This window comes from Erythrobacter epiphyticus (assembly GCF_034653295.1).
GTDB lineage: Bacteria > Pseudomonadota > Alphaproteobacteria > Sphingomonadales > Sphingomonadaceae > Erythrobacter.
Genome location: NZ_JAYEEU010000009.1, coordinates 382,470 through 402,730 on the forward strand (window position 1 = coordinate 382,470; position 20,261 = coordinate 402,730).

Here is a 20,261-nt window from a genome sequence, read left to right on the forward strand (position 1 = left end):
GGCGCCAAAAAGATAAGAGTCTCTCCTGTAAATGTCTGATTTAGGTATATTTTATGGAATATTCGATTGAGATTGATGCGTCCCGCGGCCTTGTCAAGGCGAGCGGAGATAAAGACTTCGTTATGTCTGTAATCGACAGGTACGACTCCCTGATGGCGCATAGAAAGCCCGCGCCTGCGGTTGGGGAAGCGGCACCCCACACTCCTTCAACCTCTCTCGGCAATCAGCCGAATAGTCCCGCAGTCGGTGGCCAAAATCTTGACGACTTTGGAAGCGTCTATGACGTGACCGAAGGGAAGGTCAGGATCATTACTTCAGTTCCCGGCAACACCCAAGCCGCCAAGGCCAAGAACCTTTGCCTTCTGTTCCTGTTTGCGAAGCTCAAGCTGGGACACGAGATTATTCCTAATGAAGAGGTTCGAGAAGTATGCAAAGATCATGCCGTGTATGATCCGACCAATTTTGCCTCTCAAATGAAAGGGCAGAAAAAATTTGTGATCGCTAGCGGAACTAAGGGTAGCCCGAATTTTACTCTTAAGCTGACCGTTCCCGGAAGAAAAGCAGCCGAAGAACTTGCGCGATCATTGGAAAGCGCTACGTGAAAATTCACGCGGGTTCTCTTTTTGGGGAGATACCTCAGTCGTTGCGTGACGAACTGCTGGGCGAATACCAGCAGATCGTCACCAACTATTATGAGGGTGGATGGGGAGCTTCAGAGCTTTCGGCCGGCAGATTCTGCGAAGTCGCCTACACGATCATACGCGGCCGAGCAGATGGAAGTTATCCATTAAAGGGCGCGAAGCCACACCCCTTCGACCAAAAATGTCGGGCGCTTGAAACGGAAACACGGCTGGAGCGCGGCCTCAGGTTGCTGGCGGCGCGCATTTTGCCAGCTCTGTATGAAATCAGGAACAATCGGGACAGCGGGCACGTTGGAGCCGAAGTGAATTCCAATCAAATGGACTCTTCGTTCGCATTGTCGGCTTCAAGTTGGATTCTTGGCGAATTAATCAGAGTTTTCCACAATACGACAACCGAATTGGCAGAAGAGGCCGTTAGGCAAATCTCTGAAATTCGTACGCCAGCCATCTGGACAAATGGCAGCGTGAGGCGTGTCTTAAAGGATGGCTTGAAACTCGAAGAAGAAATTCTTCTTTTGGTCGCCTCATCGGGAGGATGCTCTATTTCAAATTTAGCTGATTGGAGTGGCAACGCAAACCGTTCGTATATCCTCAAGATTCTTAAAAAACTTCATGACAACCGGCTGGTCGAAGCCGCTGACTTAGATAACATTCATTCGACCCCCAAGGCGGCGGCTGTCGTGCGAGAACTGATTGAGCGATAGCGCTCTTTGCGCCGCCCTTTCCTCTGCGGCCTCTGCGTGAAACCCTTGTACGCTGCGCTTGGGGCTTGGGCGTTCCCTTAATCCGGCGAGGTACACCCACCCCCAGCACCGATACCTGCCCCGGCGAAGGCCGGGGTCAAGGGAGGGGGGAAAGGAAAGCCGCGCCGCCCTCTTCGTGTCTTTGTGGCTTCGTGTGAGCCAAAGCCGGGGTCTGTTACACTCTGAGGGGCGTTCGGATCAGCCTCGCCTGCCCCTCCACCATCCTGCGGATGGTCCCCCTCCCCTCGCAGGGGAGGATTGCGCCTGCCCCTCCATGATCCCGGATCAGGTCCGGGATGGTCCCCCTCCCGGGTTCCGGGGAGGATTACTTCGCCAACAACGGCGCCAGATACTGCCCCGTAAACGACCGCGGTTCCTTTACCACCTGCTCGGGCGTGCCGGTCGCGACGATCTCCCCGCCCCTCACCCCGCCTTCCGGACCGAGGTCGATGATCCAGTCGGCGGTCTTGATCACGTCGAGGTTGTGCTCGATCACCACGACCGAGTTGCCGCCCTCCACCAACCGGTGCAGCACTTCGAGCAGCTTGCGCACATCCTCGAAGTGCAGGCCCGTGGTCGGCTCGTCGAGGATGTAGAGCGTCTGCCCGGTCGAGCGGCGCGCGAGTTCCTTGGCGAGCTTCACCCGCTGCGCCTCGCCGCCCGATAGCGTTGTCGCCTGCTGGCCGACCTTGACGTAGCCGAGGCCGACCTCGTTCAGCATCCGCATCTTCTCGCGGATCGGGGGGACGGCCTTGAAGAACTCCTCGGCGTCCTCGATCGTCATGTCGAGCACGTCGGCGATCGAGTGGCCCTTGAACTTCACCTCGAGCGTCTCGCGGTTGTAGCGCTTGCCGTGGCATTCCTCGCAGGTGACGTAGACGTCGGGGAGGAAGTGCATCTCGATCTTGATGAGGCCGTCGCCCTGGCAGGTCTCGCAGCGGCCGCCCTTGACGTTGAAGGAGAAGCGCCCCGGCTTGTAGCCGCGCGCGAGGCTTTCGGGCAGGCCCGCGAACCAGTCGCGGATCTGGGTGAAGGCGCCGGTATAGGTCGCGGGGTTCGAACGCGGGGTGCGGCCGATGGGCGACTGGTCGATCTCGATGACCTTGTCGCAGTGCTGGAGGCCCGTGATTTCATCATGCGCGCCCGCGATCACCCGCGCGCCGTTGAGCACGCGCGCCGCGCCCGCTTGCAGCGTGTCGATGGTGAGCGAGGATTTGCCCGAGCCGGAGACCCCGGTGATGCAGGTGAAGGTGCCGAGCGGGATCTTGGCCGTCACGCCCTTGAGGTTATTGGCGCGCGCGTTCTTGACCACGATGTGCTTGCCATTGCCCTTGCGGCGCTTGGCCGGCACGTCGATCTTGCGCTTGCCGGTGAGGTAATCGGCGGTGAGGCTGCCCTTGGCCTTGAGGATCTGCTTGAGGTTGCCTTGCGCCACCACCTCGCCGCCATGCACCCCCGCGCCGGGGCCGAGATCAACGATATGGTCGGCGGCGCGGATCGCGTCCTCATCATGCTCGACGACGATCACCGTGTTGCCGAGGTCGCGCAGGCGCTTCAGCGTTTCGAGCAGGCGGTCATTGTCGCGCTGGTGGAGGCCGATGCTGGGCTCGTCGAGCACGTAGAGCACGCCCGACAGCCCGCTCCCGATCTGCGAGGCCAAGCGGATACGCTGGCTCTCCCCGCCCGAGAGCGTGCCGCTGGTGCGATCAAGGTTGAGGTAGTCGAGCCCGACATTGTCGAGGAAGCCGAGCCGCTCGTTGATCTCCTTGAGGATCGCCTTGGCGATCTGCGACTGCTGCGGGGTGAGCTGCGCGTCGAGGCCGAGGAACCACGCCTTGGCATCGGCAACGCTCATCTGCACGGGCGTGGCGATATCCGTGCCCGCGATCTTCACCGAGAGCGCCTTTTCATTGAGCCGCTTGCCGCCGCAGGTCTCGCAGGGCTGCGCGGTCTGATACTTGGCGAGCTCCTCCTGCATCCACGCGCTTTCGGTTTGCATCATCCGGCGGTTGAGGTTGCCGATGACGCCTTCGAAGGCCTTGTTGACAGTGTATTCGCGGCGCCCGTCCTTGAAGGTCAGCGGCACCGCCATCCCGCCCGTGCCGTGGAGGATGATGAGCTTCTGATCGGGCTCCAGATCCTTCCACGGGGTGGTGAGATCGAAGCCATAAGCCTTGGCGAGGCTGGCGAGCACCTGCATGTAATAGGGCGATGGCGGGTTGGACTTGGCCCAGGGCACCACCGCGCCTTGCTTGAGGCTGAGCGCCTCGTTGGGCACCACCAGCTGCGGATCGAACAGCATCTTCTCGCCGATCCCGTCGCACGCCGGGCAGGCGCCTTGCGGGGCGTTGAAGGAGAACAGGCGCGGCTCGATCTCCTCGATGGTGAAGCCGGAGACCGGGCAGGCGAATTTCTCGGAAAAGACGATGCGGTTGGGTGGCAGGCCTGCGCCTTTCATTGCCCCGCCCCCCTGCGCCTCGTCCTCGCGCCCCGGCACCACGCCATCAGCCAGATCGACATAGGCCAGCCCCTCAGCCAGCTTCAGCGCCTGTTCGAAGGAGTCGGCAAGGCGGGTTTCGATCCCTTCCTTCACCGCGATGCGATCAACCACCACCTCGATGTCGTGCTTGAACTTCTTGTCGAGCGCGGGGGCTTCCTCGATGGGATAGATCTCCCCGTCGATCCGCACGCGGGTAAAGCCGCTGCGCTGCCATTCGGCGAGCTCCTTGCGGTATTCGCCCTTGCGCCCGCGCACGACGGGGGCAAGCAGATAGGCGCGCGTGCCTTCGGGGAGCGCCATCACCCGGTCGACCATCTGGCTGACAGTCTGGGCGCTGATCGGCTCGCCGGTCGTCGGCGAATAGGGCGTGCCCACCCGCGCCCACAACAGACGCATATAGTCGTAGATCTCGGTCACCGTCGCCACGGTCGAGCGCGGGTTGCGGCTGGTGGTCTTCTGCTCGATCGAGATTGCCGGCGAGAGCCCGTCGATATGCTCGACATCGGGCTTCTGCATCATCTCGAGGAACTGGCGCGCATAGGCGGAGAGCGACTCCACATAGCGTCGCTGCCCCTCGGCATAGATCGTGTCGAAGGCGAGCGAGGATTTGCCACTGCCCGACAGGCCCGTGACCACGATCAGCGCATCGCGCGGCAGATCAATATCAATGCCCTTGAGGTTATGCTCGCGCGCACCGCGCACGGAAATAGTGGTGAGGCTCATGCCAGCGCGTGTTCCAGATTTGTTCGAGTGACGCAAGGGTGCCTTGCGGGATGCTGCGCTTTGTCAACGCACCGGCTGGCAACGGGTTGCAGGGCTTGCGGCCCAGCAGCGCAAATTCCTCGGCAAGGGGCCATTGGGCGCGATCCCCGGCGGGTCGGTTTTGCATCTGCAGAAAATCTTAAGTCCCGCCTACGGCCGGATTGCGACATATCCTCGCCATCTCCCGGGCCTGCTCGTTCCCTTCGGGGTCGCAGTTCGTACAGGCAGTCGAACCGGAGAGCCGGGGTGCACCCAAGAGCCGCAAAGGCGGCCATGCCAGTGCATCCCGGCATTGCCCGCTTCGGGCGCACAATCGGTTATCTCAGACCGGGGAAAGCGCCTTGCGACCCGGCTCTCCCAGCCACTGGATTGCAACACCCCACACCTTCTCGATCACAGCAGGGGCCAGCGCGATTTCCGGCGGCCCGTCCGCCACCAGCGCGCCTTCGTGCAACACCAGCACGCGCGAGGCGTGGTTCATCGCCAGCGCCAGATCATGCAGCACCAGCACCACGCCCTGCCCGCCGCGCGCACAGGCTCTGAAATGGGCAATCAGGTTCAGTTGATGCGCAAGATCGAGCGCGGCGAGCGGTTCATCCGCAAGGATCCATGCCGGTTCCCCCGCCAGCACCCGCGCCAGCAGCACCCGCGCGCGCTCCCCGCCGGAAAGCTGGCTCACCGGGCGGGCGCGCAGCGGTTCGAGCGCCAGCGCGGTGATGGCGGCTGCGATCGCGTCGTGCCCGTCATCGCCATGCGGCAAGCGACCGAGCGCAATCAGCTTTTCCGCCGCGACATCCCACGCAATATCAGGGGTCTGCGGGAGATAACCGATCTGCCGGGCCCGTTCGTTCAGCCCAAGGTTTGCCAAGGCACGCCCGTCGAGCGTCACCGCGCCCCCTTTCGCGGGCAACAAGCCCGCCAGCGCGAGCAGGAGGCTCGATTTGCCTGCACCGTTCGGGCCGACAATCGCCGTGATCATGCCCGGTTCAAGCCGAGCGGATACATCAGTCAGCACGGGTCTGTGCCCGCGGACCAGCGCCAGGTTCTCGGCTGCCAGCATCACACCTGCCCCCGGCGCAGCCGCAGCAACAGCCACAGGAAGAACGGCGCGCCGATCAGCGACAGCGCAATGCCAAGCCGCAGCTCCGTCACCAGCGGCAGGATGCGCACGATGCTATCTGCCGCCAGCACCAGACAGGCGCCAGCCAGCGCGCTCGGCAGCATCAGGCTTGATGGCATGCGATCGGTCAACGGGCGCACCAGATGCGGCACGATCAGCCCGACAAAGCCGATGATCCCTGCCACCGCGACACTCACGCCGACAGTCAGCCCAACCCCCGCCACCAGCAGGGCGAGCAACCGCTTCGGATCGACACCGAGCGAACGCGCCGCTTCCTCACCGAGCGTGAGCGCATCAAGGCTCCTCCCCGCCGCGGCCAGCACCCCCAGCCCCAGCGCCACCAGCGGCGCGGCGAGCCAGACTTCGTGCCACGAACGATCGGTCAAAGCGCCGTTGAGCCACAGCACGATCTGCGACAGGGCAAAGGCATTGGGGGCCAGCGTGATCGCAAGCGCTGTCAGCGCACCGGCAAGGCTGGCAATCATCAGGCCAGCCAGCGTGAACAGCGCGAGCCCACTGCCAACACTGCCCGCACCATCGCTGACGCCGCGACCGGCAATCAGCGCCAGTGCAACCATGCCGAGCATTGCGCCTGCCAGCGCCATGAGCGGCAAGCTCCATTGCGGCGGCACCGGCAGCGCGGCGCCGAACCAGAAACTTGCCACCGCGCCTAACGCCGCCATCGGCGCAATCCCGAACAAGCCCGGATCCGCCAGCGGATTGCGCAAATAGCCCTGCATCGCCGCCCCGGTAGCGCCGAGACCGGCCCCGATCACCACCGCGAGGATCGCACGCGGCAGCCGCAGCTCCATCAGGATGATCGCGGCATTGGGCCCGCTGCCTGCCACATCGAAAGGATTGATCCACACCCGCCCTGCCAGCAATGACAGCGGCAGGAGCAGCGCCAGCAGCCCGGCAAAGACCCATAAGGCGCGGTTCATTCCAGCCCTGCCCGAATGGCGCGCAGCCGGGTGCTGGCAGCCATCACGCTCGGCCCGCCGCAATTGATAAGATTGCCGGCAAAAGGCTCAACCCGGGTATCCTTGAGCCGGGTGAGCAGCGGGTGGCTCTGCCCCGCACTTTCACCGGCGACCAGCAACACTGCGGGCGGTGCCGCCAGAAGGCTTTCAAGCGCGACATAATCCGCCTGCCCCAGCCCGCGCGCGGCTGCGAAATTGGCAAAGCCGTGGCGGCGCAGCAGATCAGCGATCAGGGTTTGCTCACCCGGCACGATCTGGCCCGGCTGCCACAGCAAGGTCGGGATCGGGCGTGCTGCGGGATCAGGGCGGGTTGCCGCGGCCATGGCCGCTACCAACCGCTCGCCTTGGGCGGCATTGCCGGTCAACGCGGCCACCGCGCGCACCTGCGTGATGCTGTCTGCCACTGTGGCGGGCGCGCCGAACGTCGCGACCCGGATGCCGAGCTGCTCGAATGCGGCGCGCGTTGCCGGCTCAATGAAGGTCGAAGCCAGCACCAGATCGGGCGCCGCCGCCAGCACCTCCTCGGCGGTGCCGCCGGTGAAGGCAAAGCGCGCCCGCGCTTCCGGGGCCAGCGAGGAGGAGGCCGGATCGCGGCTGTAATGCGACAGCGCCAGCACTTGCTCCGGTGGGGCAATCGCGACGAGAATGGCATCGAGACAGGGATTGAGGCTGACAATGGTCGGGCGCGCAGCCGCATGGCCGGGCGCTTCCATCGGGGCGGCAGGCGCTTGCGGCGCGCCAGCGCAGCCAATCAGCGAGAGGGGTGCGGCAGCCAGCCAAGCGGTTCGCCACCAGCCGGACGCTGCCCTGCGTGCTTGTCGATGCAACCCGGCTTTCATCACAAGGGAGCGCGATAGGGCGACTGATCGCGCGGGGCAAGTCGGTGAAACAGCAATGTTTTGCGCGGCGACGCGCCTCGTGTCCGAGCTGCGGCGCATCAGGCGTAAGGTTAAGCTTCCCGAAACCCTGTTTCCGAACGCCGATTTAGGAGCGCGCGGCTATTGTCCGTCTCAACAACGCCGGGTGTGCGCCGTGCGATCTGGCCCCGACGCCAGCGTTACAGCGCAGCGCATGCCCGAAAGATAACGAAAAAGAACCAAGCCTATGTCGATCCGATTTGCCCCCGCCGCTGGCTCACAGCATGATATGACCGCTTTCGTGCTGGCATCGCGCGGCGTGCGCCGGATGCGGTTGCGGGCGAACAACGACAATCCACCCGCCGGCGGGCGCGCCGCGACCTTTGATCCCTTGCTGGTGGAGGCCTTGCAGCACTTTTCCCGGCACGGGCTTGCTGCCGTGCCCCGCGCCCGGCACGCAGCGGCTGAGGCCTTGGCGGATGGCGGCGCGGCAGGGTTTGATCGCTGGGTGGCGATCACGGCGATGTTTGATCCCCGCCTCGCGCGGCAGACCGCGCTGGCTGCCCGGCCTGCGCAGGATTGAGCTGCGCGCACGAAGGCAATTCAAGCCAATAGGGGGCGATCTCTGCCGAGAAATCCCAAACGAAGCCCCTTATTGCTATTGCGAACTGTTTTCAAATATTTTCCATCCTGATGACCTTTTGGCTGTTGCAATCCGCTTCCGAGGGGCCTAACCCGCCCCTGTAGGAGGCGTTCGGCCGTAAGGGACGGAAGGCCCGCGCCTCGGCTTGCATGGCCAGCATGGTCTATTGCATTGGCTTAATCACTTCGTCCCGCATGTTTAACGGGAAGGAAGTCTCACCCATGGCCCGCAAGAAGATTGCCCTGATCGGCTCCGGTATGATCGGCGGCACGCTCGCCCACCTCGCTGCGAAGAAGGAAATGGGCGATATCGTCCTGTTCGACATCGCCGAAGGCGTGCCACAGGGCAAGGCGCTTGATCTTGCGCAGTGCGGCCCGATCGAAGGCTTCGACGCGCGGATCACCGGCACCAATGATTACGCCGATATCGCCGGTGCGGATGTCGTCATTGTCACCGCCGGGGTACCGCGCAAGCCCGGCATGAGCCGCGACGATCTGCTCGGCATCAATCTCAAGGTGATGAAGGCCGTCGGCGAAGGCATCAAGAACAATTGCCCCGATGCCTTCGTGATCTGCATCACCAATCCGCTCGACGCGATGGTCTGGGCGTTGCGCGAGTTCTCGGGCCTGCCCGCGAACAAGGTTGTCGGCATGGCGGGCGTGCTCGACTCGGCGCGGTTCGCCACCTTCCTTGCATGGGAATTCGGCGTGAGCGTGAAGGATGTGAATGCCTTCGTGCTCGGCGGGCATGGTGACACCATGGTCCCGGTTTTGTCCTATTCGACGATTAATGGCATTCCGGTGAAGGACATCGCCAAGATCAAGGGCATTTCGGAAGAGCGTCTCGATGCGATCGTCAAGCGCACCCGCGGCGGCGGCGGCGAGATCGTCGCGCTGCTCGGCACCGGCTCGGCCTATTATGCGCCTGCCACCAGCGCCATCGCGATGGCCGAAGCCTATCTGGGCGATCAGAAGCGCATCCTGCCCTGCGCGGTCGAGGTCAATGGCAAGTACGGGCTCGACGGCCTCTATGTCGGCGTGCCGGCGGTGATCGGCGCCGATGGCTGCGAAGACGTGATCGAAATCGAACTGTCGGCTGAAGAACGCGCCAACCTTGGCTTCAGCGTCGATGCGGTCAAGGAACTGCTCGAGGCGTGCAAGGCGCTCGATGGGACTCTTGCATGACACGGTTTGCCATCGCCTTGGTCGGATTGACAGCCGCCACTTCTTCATGGGCTCAGCCGGCACTTGAGGTTCCATCGGCGGTACAGACTTTCAAACAGGTCTGCCTCACCGGTGGTGTGGACCCGGCTGCACGGCCAGCAGCGCTGACGGCGGCCGGATGGACTCAGAATGCCGCTACTACGGCAGACGTCCCCAAACTTGCGATCTCGAAGGCAATCGAACTGAATTACGATTTCAGCAAACCAACAACGACTCAGCAATGGTCCGGGACTGTCGATGGACGGCCGGCAACAGTTGTGCTGGCGACTTTTCCGGAAAAGCGGCGTTACCGCAATCTTTGCGCTTTCATTGTCGACGGGGTCGCCAACGCTATGCCCTATTCAGACGATCTAGAGACGGCGTTCAAAGAGTTCGGCATCAAGGGCAAGAGTGTCGATCTGGTCCACTATTTTGAGTTTGCTGGCAAGGTCGGTCCGACAAAGCATCCGGTGCGCGGCGAGATATTCACACGCTCGCTCGCAAGCGGCGCAAAGAACAGCATGCATATTTACGTCGCATACTGACGAACTGGAGCCATCAAAGACATGTCCATCCTCGTAAACAAAGACACCAAGGTCATCACGCAAGGGATGACCGGCAACACCGGCACCTTTCACACCCAGGCCGCGCTTGATTACGGGACGCAGATGGTCGCGGGCGTGACGCCGGGCAAAGGCGGCACCACCCATATCGGCCTGCCGCAGTTTGACACCGTGCGCGAAGCCAAGGCCGCGACCGGCGCGACCGCGAGCTGCATCTATGTCCCGCCGCCCTTCGCGGCCGACGCGATCTGCGAAGCCATCGATGCCGAGATCGAGCTGATCATCTGCATCACCGAAGGCATTCCGGTGCTCGACATGGTCCGCGCCAAGCGCGCGCTGTCGGGCTCGAAATCGCGCCTCATCGGCCCCAACTGCCCCGGCGTGCTGACCCCGAATGAATGCAAGATCGGCATCATGCCCGCCAACATCTTCAAGAAGGGCAGCGTCGGCGTCGTCTCGCGCTCGGGCACGCTGACCTATGAAGCCGTGCACCAGACCACGATGATCGGCCTTGGCCAGACCACCGCGGTCGGCATTGGCGGCGATCCGGTCAACGGCACCAACTTCATCGACGTGCTCGACCTGTTCCTCGACGATCCGGAAACCGAGAGCATCATCATGATCGGCGAGATCGGCGGCTCGGCCGAAGAGGAAGCCGCCGAGTTCATCAAGGAGCAGCGCGCCAAGGGCCGCTCCAAGCCGATGGTCGGCTTCATCGCCGGGCGCACCGCGCCTCCGGGCCGCCGCATGGGCCACGCCGGCGCGATCGTCTCCGGCGGTCAAGGCGGCGCGGAAGACAAGATTGCGGCGATGGAAGCGGCAGGCATCCGTGTCAGCCCCTCGCCCAGCTTGCTCGGCGAAACGCTGGCCGAGCTGCTCAAGGAACACGCCTGACACGTTTTCGACTACCGGCTCCGCGCCGCGGCGCGGGGCCACTCCTTCCTCCTCCCCAGGGGAACCATGATGGGTAATGAACAGCACAATTTCCTCCCGGCCATGAGCGATCAGGAAGGCCCGCAGCCCGGCCCTTCGTGGGAACGGCGCGGCTGGCTTGATGCGCTCAACGCGAGCGAGGCAGCGCTCACCGATGCGCTTGACCCAACGGCGATGAAGCTTGCCGTCGCCAAGGCCGCGAAAGAGGCGGGCAAGCCCAGCGACCCCAAGGCGGTGGAGAAAGCCGCCGCGCTTTCCATCGCGGCCATGACTCTGGTGCGGCTCTATCGTGTGCGCGGGCACATGGCGGCGGACCTTGATCCGCTGGGCCTTGCGAACCGCGAAGGCCCCGCCGACCTCACGCTCGAATGGCATGGCCTTGCGGGCAAGGAAAACGAGGAGGTCTATGTCGGCGGCGTGCTCGGCATGGAGTGGACCACGGTCGGCAAGCTGCACCAACGGCTGCGCGAAGTGTATTGCGGCAAGGTCGGCCTCGAATACATGCACATCGCCGACACCGAGGAACGCCGCTTCCTGCAGGACAAGTTCGAAAGCCCGGGCGAGACTATCCAGTTCACCCCCGAAGGCAAAAAGGCGATCCTCGCCGCGGTGCTGCGCGGGGAAGGCTACGAGGAATTCCTCGCCAAGAAGTATGTCGGCACCAAGCGCTTCGGTCTCGACGGCGGGGAATCGATGATCCCGGCGCTCGAAGCGGTTATCAAGCATGGCGGCAGCGCGGGCGTGCGCGAGATTATCTATGGCATGGCCCACCGCGGGCGCCTCAACGTGCTCGCGAACGTCATGGCCAAGCCCTACCGGGTGATCTTTCACGAATTCTCGGGCGGATCGGCCAACCCCGACGATGTCGGCGGTTCGGGCGATGTGAAGTATCACCTCGGCACCTCGACCGACCGCGAGTTTGACGGCATTTCGGTGCATATGAGCCTCGTGCCCAACCCCTCGCACCTTGAAACGGTGAACCCGGTGGTGCTTGGCAAGACCCGCGCGCAGCAGGCGATCCGCGACGATCTCAAGAAGAAAGATCAGGTCTTGCCCGTGCTGATCCACGGCGATGCCGCCTTTGCGGGGCAAGGCGTGGTGTGGGAGAGCCTCTCGCTTTCGGGCGTCCCCGGCTACGACACCGGCGGCTGCGTGCACTTCATCATCAACAACCAGATCGGCTTTACGACCTCGCCCAAGTTCGCGCGCTCCTCGCCCTATCCGAGCGATGTGGCCAAGGGCGTCATGGCGCCGATCCTTCACGTCAACGGCGATGATCCCGAAGCCGTGACCTTCGCCTGCAAGCTTGCGGTCGAATACCGCCAGACCTTCCACCGCGATGTCGTGATCGACATGTGGTGCTACCGCCGCTTCGGTCACAACGAGGGTGACGAGCCCAAGTTCACCCAGCCCGTCATGTACGACACCATCCGGGCCCACCCCAAGGTCAGCGTGTCCTACGAAGCGCGCCTGATCCGCGAAGGCGTGGTCGAACCCGGCACGCGCGACAGGATCGCGGCGGAGTTCACAGCGCTGCTCGAAGAGGAGTTCGAGGCGGGCAAGAGCTACAAGCCCAACGAAGCCGACTGGTTCGGCGGGCGCTGGACGGGGCTCAACAAGCCCGCCGACCCGGAAACCGCGCGTCGGTCGGTCGAAACCGCGATCGAGCCCAAGACCTTCGATGCCTTGGGCCGGGTGCTGACCGAAGTCCCCGCCGATCTCGAGATCCACAAGACTCTCGACCGCGTGCTTGTCGCCAAGCGCGAGATGTTTGCCACCGGCGACGGCTTCGACTGGGCCACCGCAGAGGCGCTCGCCTTTGGCAGCCTGGTAATGGAGGGTTTCGGGGTGCGCCTGTCGGGGCAGGACTCCGGACGCGGCACCTTCTCGCAGCGCCATGCGGTGTGGGTTGATCAGAAGTCGGAACGCAAATACGTGCCGCTCAGCACCTTGCCCCACGGCAAGTTCGAGGTGCACGATTCCACGCTGTCGGAATATGGCGTGCTCGGCTTTGAATACGGCTTTGCGATGGCCGATCCCAAGAGCCTCGTGCTGTGGGAGGCCCAGTTTGGCGACTTCGCCAACGGCGCGCAGATCATGATCGACCAGTACATCGCAAGCGGCGAGAGCAAGTGGCTGCGCGCCAACGGCTTGGTGATGCTGCTGCCGCATGGCTATGAAGGACAGGGTCCGGAGCACTCTTCGGCCCGCCTCGAACGCTTCCTCCAGCTGTGTGCCGACGACAACATGTGCGTCTGCAACATCACCACGCCGGCGAACTACTTCCACGTGCTGCGCCGCCAGATGCTGCGGTCTTTCCGCAAGCCGCTTGTCATCATGAGCCCCAAGTCGCTGCTGCGTCACCCGATGGCCAAGAGCGCCAAGTCCGACTTCCTCGGCGACAAGCAGTTCCGCCGCATCATGTCGGACACGACAGAGATTGCCGACGACAAGATCCGCAGGCTGGTGCTGTGTTCGGGCAAGGTCGCCTACGACCTGATCGAGGCACGCGATGCGGCGGGGATCGACGACATCTCAATCGTGCGTATCGAGCAGCTCTTCCCCTTTCCCGGCGATCCGCTGGCAATCCGCTTGCAGCGCATGACGAGCCTCAAGGAGGTCGTGTGGTGTCAGGAAGAGCCGCGCAACAATGGCGCCTGGTTCTTCGTCAACGAGCGGATCGAGGAGTCGCTGGCCAAGGCAGGTCACGCGGGCATGCGCCCGACCTATGCGGGCCGCGATGCCGCTGCTTCTCCGGCAACCGGTCTCGCCAGTCGCCACAAGGCCCAGCAGGAAGCCCTGATCGCTGCCGCGCTGGGGCTGTAACGGCTCGCCACACTTTACACAGACACTCAGAAATACGCAGGAACCCATTCCCATGGCTACCGAAATCAAAGTCCCCGTCCTCGGCGAATCCGTCACCGAAGGCACCATCGCCGAATGGTTCAAGCAGCCAGGCGAAGCGGTTGCTGCGGACGAGCCGATCTGCAGCCTCGAAACCGATAAGGTCGCGGTTGATGTCCCCTCGCCGGTGGCAGGGGTGATGTCCGAACACCGCGCGGCGGTTGGCGACAATGTCGAAGTCGGCGCGGTGATCGCCGTGATTGAGGAAGGCGCCACCGCGTCCGCGCCGGCAGCCTCACCGGCCCCGACGGCAACGGCGGCCAAGGCCGAGGCGCCCGCGCCTGCTGTCAGCGAAGAACTGCCAACCCCGGCCGAAACGATGTCGCCTGCGGTGCGCCGTGCGGTGCTCGAATACGGGGTCGATCCCTCGACGATCAAGGGCACCGGTAAGGATGGTCGCCTCACCAAGGAAGACGTGATCGCCGCTGCCGAAGCGCGCAAGGCAGGCGGGGCCGCCCCGGCCCCGGCGGCTGCCCCAACCCCGGCCCCTGCGCCCGCGATGGTGACCAGTGCGGCAGGCCGCAACAGCGAGCGCGTCAAGATGACGCGGATGCGCCAGACCATCGCCAAGCGCCTCAAGGCCGCGCAGGACAATGCGGCGATGCTGACGACCTTCAATGATGTCGACATGAGCGCGGTCATGGCTGCGCGCGACAAGTACAAGGATCTCTTCGCCAAGAAGCACGACATCCGCCTCGGCTTCATGGGCTTCTTCGCCAAGGCCGCCTGCCTTGCGCTGAAGGACGTGCCTGCCGTCAACGCCTATATTGATGGCGACGAGATCATCTATCACGACTATGTCGATATCTCGGTGGCGGTCTCGGCCCCCAACGGCCTTGTCGTCCCCGTGATCCGCGATGCCGACAAGAAGGGCTTTGCCCGCATCGAAGCGGACATCGCCGATTTCGGCGCGCGCGCCAAGGCGGGCACCCTGACGATGGAAGACATGCAGGGCGGAACCTTCACCATCAGCAATGGCGGCGTGTTCGGCTCGCTCATGAGCACCCCGATCATCAACCCACCGCAAAGCGCGGTGCTCGGCCTCCACCGCATCGAGGAACGCCCGGTGGTGCGCGATGGCCAGATCGTGATCCGTCCGATGATGTATCTGGCGCTGTCCTATGATCACCGCCTGATCGACGGGCGCGAGGCCGTGACCGCGCTCAAGATCATCAAGGAGGCGATCGAGGATCCCACCCGGATGCTGATTGATCTTTGATCGGTAGAACAAATATCCGTTCGGGCTGAGCTTGTCGAAGCCCCGTCCTGCTTCAGGGACTGCGGACACAAGAAAGTGCAGCCCTTCGACAAGCTCAGGGCGAACGGAGTTTTGGAAATGGCTGACCATTCCTACGATTACGACGTTATCTTCATCGGTGCCGGCCCGGGCGGCTATGTCGGCGCGATCCGCGCGGCGCAGCTCGGCCTGAAGACCGCCTGCGTCGAGAGCCGCGAAACCCTCGGCGGCACCTGCCTCAATGTCGGCTGCATCCCCTCGAAGGCGCTGCTGCACGGGTCGAAGAAATTCGCCGAGGCCGCCAACGGCACGCTCGCGCGCTACGGCGTGAAGCTCGGCAAGGTCGAGCTCGATCTCGCCGCACTCCAGGCCGACAAGGCCGATGCGGTGAGGGGCCTTACTGGCGGCATCGAATTCCTGTTCAAGAAGAACAAGGTCGATTGGCTGAAGGGCCACGGCACCTTCAAGGACGCCCACACTGTGACCGTCGCGGGCAAGGATTACACCGCGAAGGAAGTGGTGATCGCCACCGGATCGAGCGTCACCCCCCTGCCCGGCGTGGAGATCGACAACGACAAGGGCATCATCGTTGACAGCACCGGCGCGCTGGCGCTTGACCGGGTGCCCGAACATCTCGTGGTCATCGGCGGCGGTGTGATCGGTCTGGAAATGGGCTCGGTCTGGAAGCGTCTCGGGGCCAAGGTCACCGTGGTCGAATTCCTCGACCAGCTGCTGCCCGGCATGGATGGCGACGTGCGCAAGGAAGCCGCCAAGATCTTCAAGAAGCAGGGGCTGGAGCTGAAGCTCGGCACCAAGGTGACCGGCGCCGAGGTCAAGGGCAAGACAGCCACGCTCACCATCGAACCCGCCAAGGGCGGCGCGGCCGAGACGATCGAGGCCGATTGCGTCCTCGTCGCTATCGGTCGGCGGCCCAACACCCAGGGTCTCGGGCTCGAGAACATCGGGCTTGAACTGAACGCGCGCGGCCAGATCGAGACCGGGCACGATTTCCGCACCAGCGTCGCTGGGGTGCGCGCGATCGGCGATGTGATTCCGGGTCCGATGCTGGCGCACAAGGCCGAGGACGAAGGCATCGCCGTCGCCGAATACATCGCCACCGGCACCGGCATTGTGAACCACGACGTGATCCCGGGCGTGGTCTACACCATGCCCGAATTCGCCGGCGTGGGCCTTACCGAAGAGCAGGCGCGCGAACAGGCGGCGGCTTCGGGGCGCGAGATCAAGGTCGGCAAGTTCGCGATGATGGCCAACAGCCGCGCCAAGACCAACCACGAGCCCGACGGCTTCGTGAAGGTGATCGCCGACGCCAAGACCGACAAGGTGCTGGGCGTCTGGGCGATTGCTTCGGTGGCCGGCACGATGATCGCCGAGGCCGCGCTGGCGATGGAATTCGGTGCAACATCCGAAGATATCGCTTATACCTGCCATGCGCACCCGACCCACGCCGAAGCCGTCAAGGAAGCGGCGATGGCGGTGCAGGGCAAGCCGATCCACATGTAAGAGGCACCGCGAATGCAGAGACCGGGGGCAAAGGTGATCGTTTGGCTCGCCCCCGTTCTCGCCTTCGTGACCGCTGCTTGTGGGACAGAGCCGGAAAAGCCTGCCAGCGCGCCGCCGCGCGCGGATGATCCGATCACCTTCCCCAGCCCCTCGTCGCACATCGAGATTGATGTCGCGGTCGATCTCGTGCAGCTTGAACGCACGCTCGAACGCGAGATCCCGCGTCAGCTCTGGTCGATCGACAAGCCCGGCAGCGAGTGCATTTCCTCGAAAAAAATTGATCTCGAACTGTTCCGGGTCAAATCGCCCAAGATCAAATGCCATATCATCGGCGAAGTGACGCGCGGACGCCTGAAGCTGACGGGCAAGGGGCGCGATCTGATCGTCACCTTGCCGATCACCGGCGAAGTGGCCGCGCGCGATGTGGCGGGTATCTTCAAAGGGGAAACCGGGACCGCCGCAGCGGATGTGACCTTGCGGCTGCGGCTCGATCTCAAACCCGACTGGACGCTCGCCAGCAACACCGCGATCACCTACGACTGGACGAAGGAGCCGGGCATTGATTTCCTCGGCAAGCGGATCACCTTCACCAGCAAGGCCGATGACAAGCTTGCCGCGGTGCGCAAGGATGTGGGCCGGATCATCACCCGCGAACTGGCCAAGCTTCCGGTGCGCGCCGCTGCGCAGAAAGGCTGGACCGCGGCCCATGCGGTGCTGGAGCTGAACCGGGAAAATCCGGCCGTATGGGGCAGGCTCACCCCGCAGCGCTTTCTCTATGGCGGCTATGGCGTGCGCGGACGCACCCTCACCTTGCGGCTGGGATTGGATGGCACTTTCGAAACCTTTGTGGGCATCAAGCCCGCCGAAACCGTGCCCGCCGCCCTGCCCCCGGTGGCGCCCCGCTCTGCCACCACGCATCCTTCCGTGCTGCACATCCCGGTGGTAGCCGATTATGCCGTGCTCGAACCCGTGCTGGCCAAGGCGCTCGCCAAGCGCGCGGCGCGCCCCTTCGTGATCGAGGATTTCGGATCGGTCACGGCGCAGTTCAGCGACATCGCGGTCTATGGTGCACCCGGTGGGCGCATCGCCGTGGGGGCGCGCTTCAAGGCACGCTCCGATCTGCCGCTGGTCGAAGCGGCCAGCGGTTTCATTTGGCTCACCGCACAGCCGAAAAACGAGCCGAATTCGCGCCAGATCCGCTTTGCTGATATCAAGATCAGCGGTGACACCAATCTCGTCAGCCAGCCCTTGCTGCTCGCGCTCGCCAATGCACCCGAATTCCAGGCGACGATCTCCGATGCGCTGAAACAGAATTTCGAGAATGACTTCGCCAAGCTCACCGCCAAGATTGATCGCGCGGTGGCGCGCCGCACCGATGGCCCGCTCGACTACACGATCACCATCGAGAAGATCGCGACGGGCACCATCACCGCGCATGGACAGGGGCTCTATCTGCCCGTCGAACTGACCGCGCGCGGGCAAGCGCGGCTGGTGCGGGTGAAATAGGACGCGCAGGGGGTTTACCGCCCTGCCCCAGCCGCTAGACCTCTCAGAGGAGACGAGAGGACAAGCCGCGATGAGTTACCCGCAATTGACCGACGCGCCCGGTGCGCGCGCAACCGCTGCCGCCATCCGCGCCAAGCACCTCAGCGCTGCCGAAGCGGTCGACGAAGCGATCACGCGCATCGAACAGCGAAACGGCGCGATCAACGCGCTGGCCGTCCCCAATTTCGAAGCGGCGCGCACGCGGGCACGGCTGCTCGATGAAGCCGGACCGCGTGAGGATCAGCCGTTGTTCGGCGTGCCCATGACGATCAAGGAAAGCTTTGACGTGGCCGGCCTGCCGACCACCTTCGGCCATCGCGCGCACAAGGATGATATCGCCCTGCGCGATGCCGCCTTGGTGCAGCGGTTGCAGGCAGCGGGCGCGATCATCATCGGCAAGACCAATGTGCCGCCCGATCTGACCGATTGGCAATCGACCAACCCGGTCTATGGCCGCACCTGCAATCCGCATGATCCGGGCCGCTCGCCGGGGGGATCATCGGGCGGCAGCGCCGCTGCGGTCGCCAGCGGGATGGTGCCATGCGATTTCGGCACGGATATTGGCGGATCGGTGCGCGTTCCGGCGCATTTCTGCGGGGTGTGGGGCCACAAGACGACCTGGGGCCTGATCAGCAAGGCTGGGCATGATAGCCCCGCCCAGTCCCGCGCGCCCGGCTTTGTCGCGGCCCATGATGGCGTGCTCAGCATCGCTGGCCCGCTGGCGCGGAATGCTGCTGACCTCGCGGTGCTCACCGAAATCGGCGCGCAGCACCCGCTGATCCGCCGCGCCAAGCCACTGAAGGCATGCCGGTTGCTGGCGATCACGCACCATCCCGTCAGCCCGCTTGACGCCAGCGTCGCCGAACCGACCGAGGCCGCGCTCGCGGCACTCGCGCAAGCAGGCATAATGATTGACCGGGCGAGCGACCGCCTCCCCGATCTTGCATGGCAACATGCCGCCTATCTGCGGATGATGAATATCGCGATGGCGCGCGGCGCCCCTGCTCCCAGCGGCAAGCGCGCTTCGGCAACCGACTGGTTCGATCTGCTCGACGCCCAGGCCGAAGCTATCGCCCGCTGGGACGCGCTGTTTGCCCATTATGACTACGTGCTGGCCCCGCCTGCGCCGGTACTTGCCATGCCGCACCGTGATGATGCGGTGTTTCGCGGCATGCTGACAATCAACGGCGCTGAGGAGCCGGGCGGCAACGCACTGGCTTGGGCCGGGCTTGCGACCTTCCCCAATCTACCCGCCACCGTGCTGCCGATTGGCGCGGGGAATTATCTCGGCAGCCCACTTCCATGCGGGATGCAGGTGATCGGGCCGCAGTGGTCGGATCTTGATTGTATCGCTGCTGCCGAAGCCATCGGGATTATCTTGCACGGCTGAGGGCTTGCGGCCATGGGCGCAAGGATGGACACCGCCCCGATCATGCGCACGCTTGCGCGCTGGCAGATCTGGCTTGGCTGGCTCGTCGGCCTGCCCATCGTGGCGTGGCTGGCGAGCGGGCTGTTCATGACCTTGCGCCCGATTGATGAGGTGCGCGGCAATCACCTGCGGATCGAATCTCCGGCAGAACCGCTGGTGCTGGCGGATAGCGCGCTCGCCTCGCCCGAAGCGCAGCTCAGGGAAATGCGGGTGGTGATGCAGCAGGGCCGCGCCGTCGCCATCCTGACGGGGATGGATGGCGCAACCCGCCGCGTCGACTTTGCCAGCGGCACCGCGATCGCGCCGCTTGATGCCGCCAGCGCGCGCGCGCTGGTGGCTGAACGGATCAAAGGTGGCGACACCATCCGGCGGATCACGCTGTTCCCCGCCGAGCGAACGCCCTTTGATTTCCGCCGCGAGCTTGCGGTGTGGCAGGTCGTTCTCGCCGATGGGACTCATGTCTATGTCGGGCGCGATACGGGCGAAATCGAAGCCGTGCGCACACGCTGGTGGCGATGGTTCGATCTGGCATGGGGCCTGCACATCATGGACCTTTCGGGGCGCGAGGATACCAGCCACCCGGTGTTGACCGGCTTTGCCGCACTGTCGCTTGGCAGCGGGCTGTTCGGCCTCATCCTGATGTTCCGCCGCCGCAAGGCGCGGCCGCGCACTGGGTAACGA

At 64.1% G+C, this 20,261-nt stretch carries 16 protein-coding genes; 12 read left to right on the forward strand and 4 right to left on the reverse strand.

Going from position 1 to position 20,261, the window contains the following annotated elements; genetic code table 11:
• Nucleotides 1–53 precede the first annotated feature (53 nt).
• Nucleotides 54–602, forward strand: a complete 549-nt coding sequence (locus SOQ14_RS12740; RefSeq protein ID WP_322898492.1) for a hypothetical protein — start codon at nt 54–56, stop codon at nt 600–602.
• Nucleotides 599–1,345, forward strand: coding sequence for a hypothetical protein (locus SOQ14_RS12745; RefSeq protein ID WP_322898493.1), 747 nt, complete (start codon nt 599–601; stop codon nt 1,343–1,345). The genes SOQ14_RS12740 and SOQ14_RS12745 overlap by 4 nt, the downstream gene beginning before the upstream one ends.
• Before the next feature lie 364 nt (nt 1,346–1,709).
• Here SOQ14_RS12745 and uvrA read toward each other — a convergent pair whose 3' ends face one another.
• From uvrA to SOQ14_RS12765, 4 genes are all read right to left on the reverse strand, one after another.
• Nucleotides 1,710–4,607: an excinuclease ABC subunit UvrA gene (gene uvrA / locus SOQ14_RS12750; RefSeq protein WP_322898494.1), complete on the reverse strand. Its 2,898-nt coding sequence runs from the start codon at nt 4,605–4,607 to the stop codon at nt 1,710–1,712.
• A 361-nt stretch (nt 4,608–4,968) separates the two neighbouring features.
• A complete protein-coding gene (locus SOQ14_RS12755; RefSeq protein ID WP_322898576.1) occupies nt 4,969–5,706 on the reverse strand; it encodes an ABC transporter ATP-binding protein in 738 nt (245 codons plus the stop codon).
• Nucleotides 5,706–6,707 carry a FecCD family ABC transporter permease gene (locus SOQ14_RS12760; RefSeq protein ID WP_322898495.1) on the reverse strand — a complete coding sequence of 334 codons (1,002 nt, stop codon included), beginning with the start codon at nt 6,705–6,707 and terminating at the stop codon, nt 5,706–5,708. The genes SOQ14_RS12755 and SOQ14_RS12760 overlap by 1 nt, the downstream gene beginning before the upstream one ends.
• Complete coding sequence (locus SOQ14_RS12765) at nt 6,704–7,459, reverse strand: ABC transporter substrate-binding protein (protein WP_322898496.1); 756 nt, start codon at nt 7,457–7,459, stop codon at nt 6,704–6,706. The genes SOQ14_RS12760 and SOQ14_RS12765 overlap by 4 nt, the downstream gene beginning before the upstream one ends.
• A 391-nt stretch (nt 7,460–7,850) precedes the next feature.
• Between SOQ14_RS12765 and SOQ14_RS12770 the strand changes: the two genes are divergently transcribed.
• From SOQ14_RS12770 to SOQ14_RS12815, 10 genes are all read left to right on the forward strand, one after another.
• Nucleotides 7,851–8,186 (forward strand): hypothetical protein, encoded by a 336-nt coding sequence (locus SOQ14_RS12770; protein WP_322898497.1) that lies wholly within the window; start codon nt 7,851–7,853, stop codon nt 8,184–8,186.
• Between the two features lie 281 nt (nt 8,187–8,467).
• Nucleotides 8,468–9,430 (forward strand): malate dehydrogenase, encoded by a 963-nt coding sequence (gene mdh, locus SOQ14_RS12775; RefSeq protein ID WP_322898498.1) that lies wholly within the window; start codon nt 8,468–8,470, stop codon nt 9,428–9,430.
• Nucleotides 9,427–9,993, forward strand: a complete 567-nt coding sequence (locus SOQ14_RS12780; protein ID WP_322898499.1) for a hypothetical protein — start codon at nt 9,427–9,429, stop codon at nt 9,991–9,993. The genes mdh and SOQ14_RS12780 overlap by 4 nt, the downstream gene beginning before the upstream one ends.
• Before the next feature lie 21 nt (nt 9,994–10,014).
• On the forward strand, nt 10,015–10,905 hold the full coding sequence (gene sucD, locus SOQ14_RS12785) for a succinate--CoA ligase subunit alpha (RefSeq protein WP_322898500.1): 891 nt from the start codon (nt 10,015–10,017) through the stop codon (nt 10,903–10,905).
• A 69-nt stretch (nt 10,906–10,974) separates the two neighbouring features.
• On the forward strand, nt 10,975–13,770 hold the full coding sequence (locus SOQ14_RS12790; protein WP_322898501.1) for a 2-oxoglutarate dehydrogenase E1 component: 2,796 nt from the start codon (nt 10,975–10,977) through the stop codon (nt 13,768–13,770).
• A gap of 52 nt (nt 13,771–13,822) precedes the next feature.
• Nucleotides 13,823–15,067 carry a 2-oxoglutarate dehydrogenase complex dihydrolipoyllysine-residue succinyltransferase gene (odhB, locus tag SOQ14_RS12795; protein ID WP_322898502.1) on the forward strand — a complete coding sequence of 415 codons (1,245 nt, stop codon included), beginning with the start codon at nt 13,823–13,825 and terminating at the stop codon, nt 15,065–15,067.
• Between the two features lie 117 nt (nt 15,068–15,184).
• Entirely contained in the window at nt 15,185–16,606 is a 1,422-nt protein-coding gene (gene lpdA / locus SOQ14_RS12800) for a dihydrolipoyl dehydrogenase (RefSeq protein ID WP_322898503.1), read from the forward strand.
• A gap of 33 nt (nt 16,607–16,639) precedes the next feature.
• The gene (locus SOQ14_RS12805; RefSeq protein WP_322898504.1) at nt 16,640–18,112 is read left to right on the forward strand and encodes a DUF4403 family protein; all 1,473 of its coding nucleotides are present in this window, start codon (nt 16,640–16,642) and stop codon (nt 18,110–18,112) included.
• Nucleotides 18,113–18,182: 70 nt separating this feature from the next.
• Nucleotides 18,183–19,541 carry an amidase family protein gene (locus SOQ14_RS12810; RefSeq protein WP_322898505.1) on the forward strand — a complete coding sequence of 453 codons (1,359 nt, stop codon included), beginning with the start codon at nt 18,183–18,185 and terminating at the stop codon, nt 19,539–19,541.
• A 24-nt stretch (nt 19,542–19,565) separates the two neighbouring features.
• A complete protein-coding gene (locus SOQ14_RS12815; RefSeq protein ID WP_322898506.1) occupies nt 19,566–20,258 on the forward strand; it encodes a hypothetical protein in 693 nt (230 codons plus the stop codon).
• The last annotated feature ends 3 nt before the right edge of the window (nt 20,259–20,261 follow it).

Excerpts from the sequence above, each read along its gene's own strand:
- SOQ14_RS12740 (WP_322898492.1), top strand. The coding sequence starts at position 54 with ATGGAATATTCGATTGAGATTGATGCGTCCCGCGGCCTTGTCAAGGCG.
- uvrA (WP_322898494.1), bottom strand. The coding sequence starts at position 4,607 with ATGAGCCTCACCACTATTTCCGTGCGCGGTGCGCGCGAGCATAACCTC.
- SOQ14_RS12755 (WP_322898576.1), bottom strand. The coding sequence starts at position 5,706 with ATGCTGGCAGCCGAGAACCTGGCGCTGGTCCGCGGGCACAGACCCGTG.
- SOQ14_RS12760 (WP_322898495.1), bottom strand. The coding sequence starts at position 6,707 with ATGAACCGCGCCTTATGGGTCTTTGCCGGGCTGCTGGCGCTGCTCCTG.
- SOQ14_RS12765 (WP_322898496.1), bottom strand. The coding sequence starts at position 7,459 with ATGGAAGCGCCCGGCCATGCGGCTGCGCGCCCGACCATTGTCAGCCTC.
- SOQ14_RS12770 (WP_322898497.1), top strand. The coding sequence starts at position 7,851 with ATGTCGATCCGATTTGCCCCCGCCGCTGGCTCACAGCATGATATGACC.
- mdh (WP_322898498.1), top strand. The coding sequence starts at position 8,468 with ATGGCCCGCAAGAAGATTGCCCTGATCGGCTCCGGTATGATCGGCGGC.
- SOQ14_RS12780 (WP_322898499.1), top strand. The coding sequence starts at position 9,427 with ATGACACGGTTTGCCATCGCCTTGGTCGGATTGACAGCCGCCACTTCT.
- sucD (WP_322898500.1), top strand. The coding sequence starts at position 10,015 with ATGTCCATCCTCGTAAACAAAGACACCAAGGTCATCACGCAAGGGATG.
- SOQ14_RS12790 (WP_322898501.1), top strand. The coding sequence starts at position 10,975 with ATGGGTAATGAACAGCACAATTTCCTCCCGGCCATGAGCGATCAGGAA.
- odhB (WP_322898502.1), top strand. The coding sequence starts at position 13,823 with ATGGCTACCGAAATCAAAGTCCCCGTCCTCGGCGAATCCGTCACCGAA.
- lpdA (WP_322898503.1), top strand. The coding sequence starts at position 15,185 with ATGGCTGACCATTCCTACGATTACGACGTTATCTTCATCGGTGCCGGC.
- SOQ14_RS12810 (WP_322898505.1), top strand. The coding sequence starts at position 18,183 with ATGAGTTACCCGCAATTGACCGACGCGCCCGGTGCGCGCGCAACCGCT.
- SOQ14_RS12815 (WP_322898506.1), top strand. The coding sequence starts at position 19,566 with ATGGACACCGCCCCGATCATGCGCACGCTTGCGCGCTGGCAGATCTGG.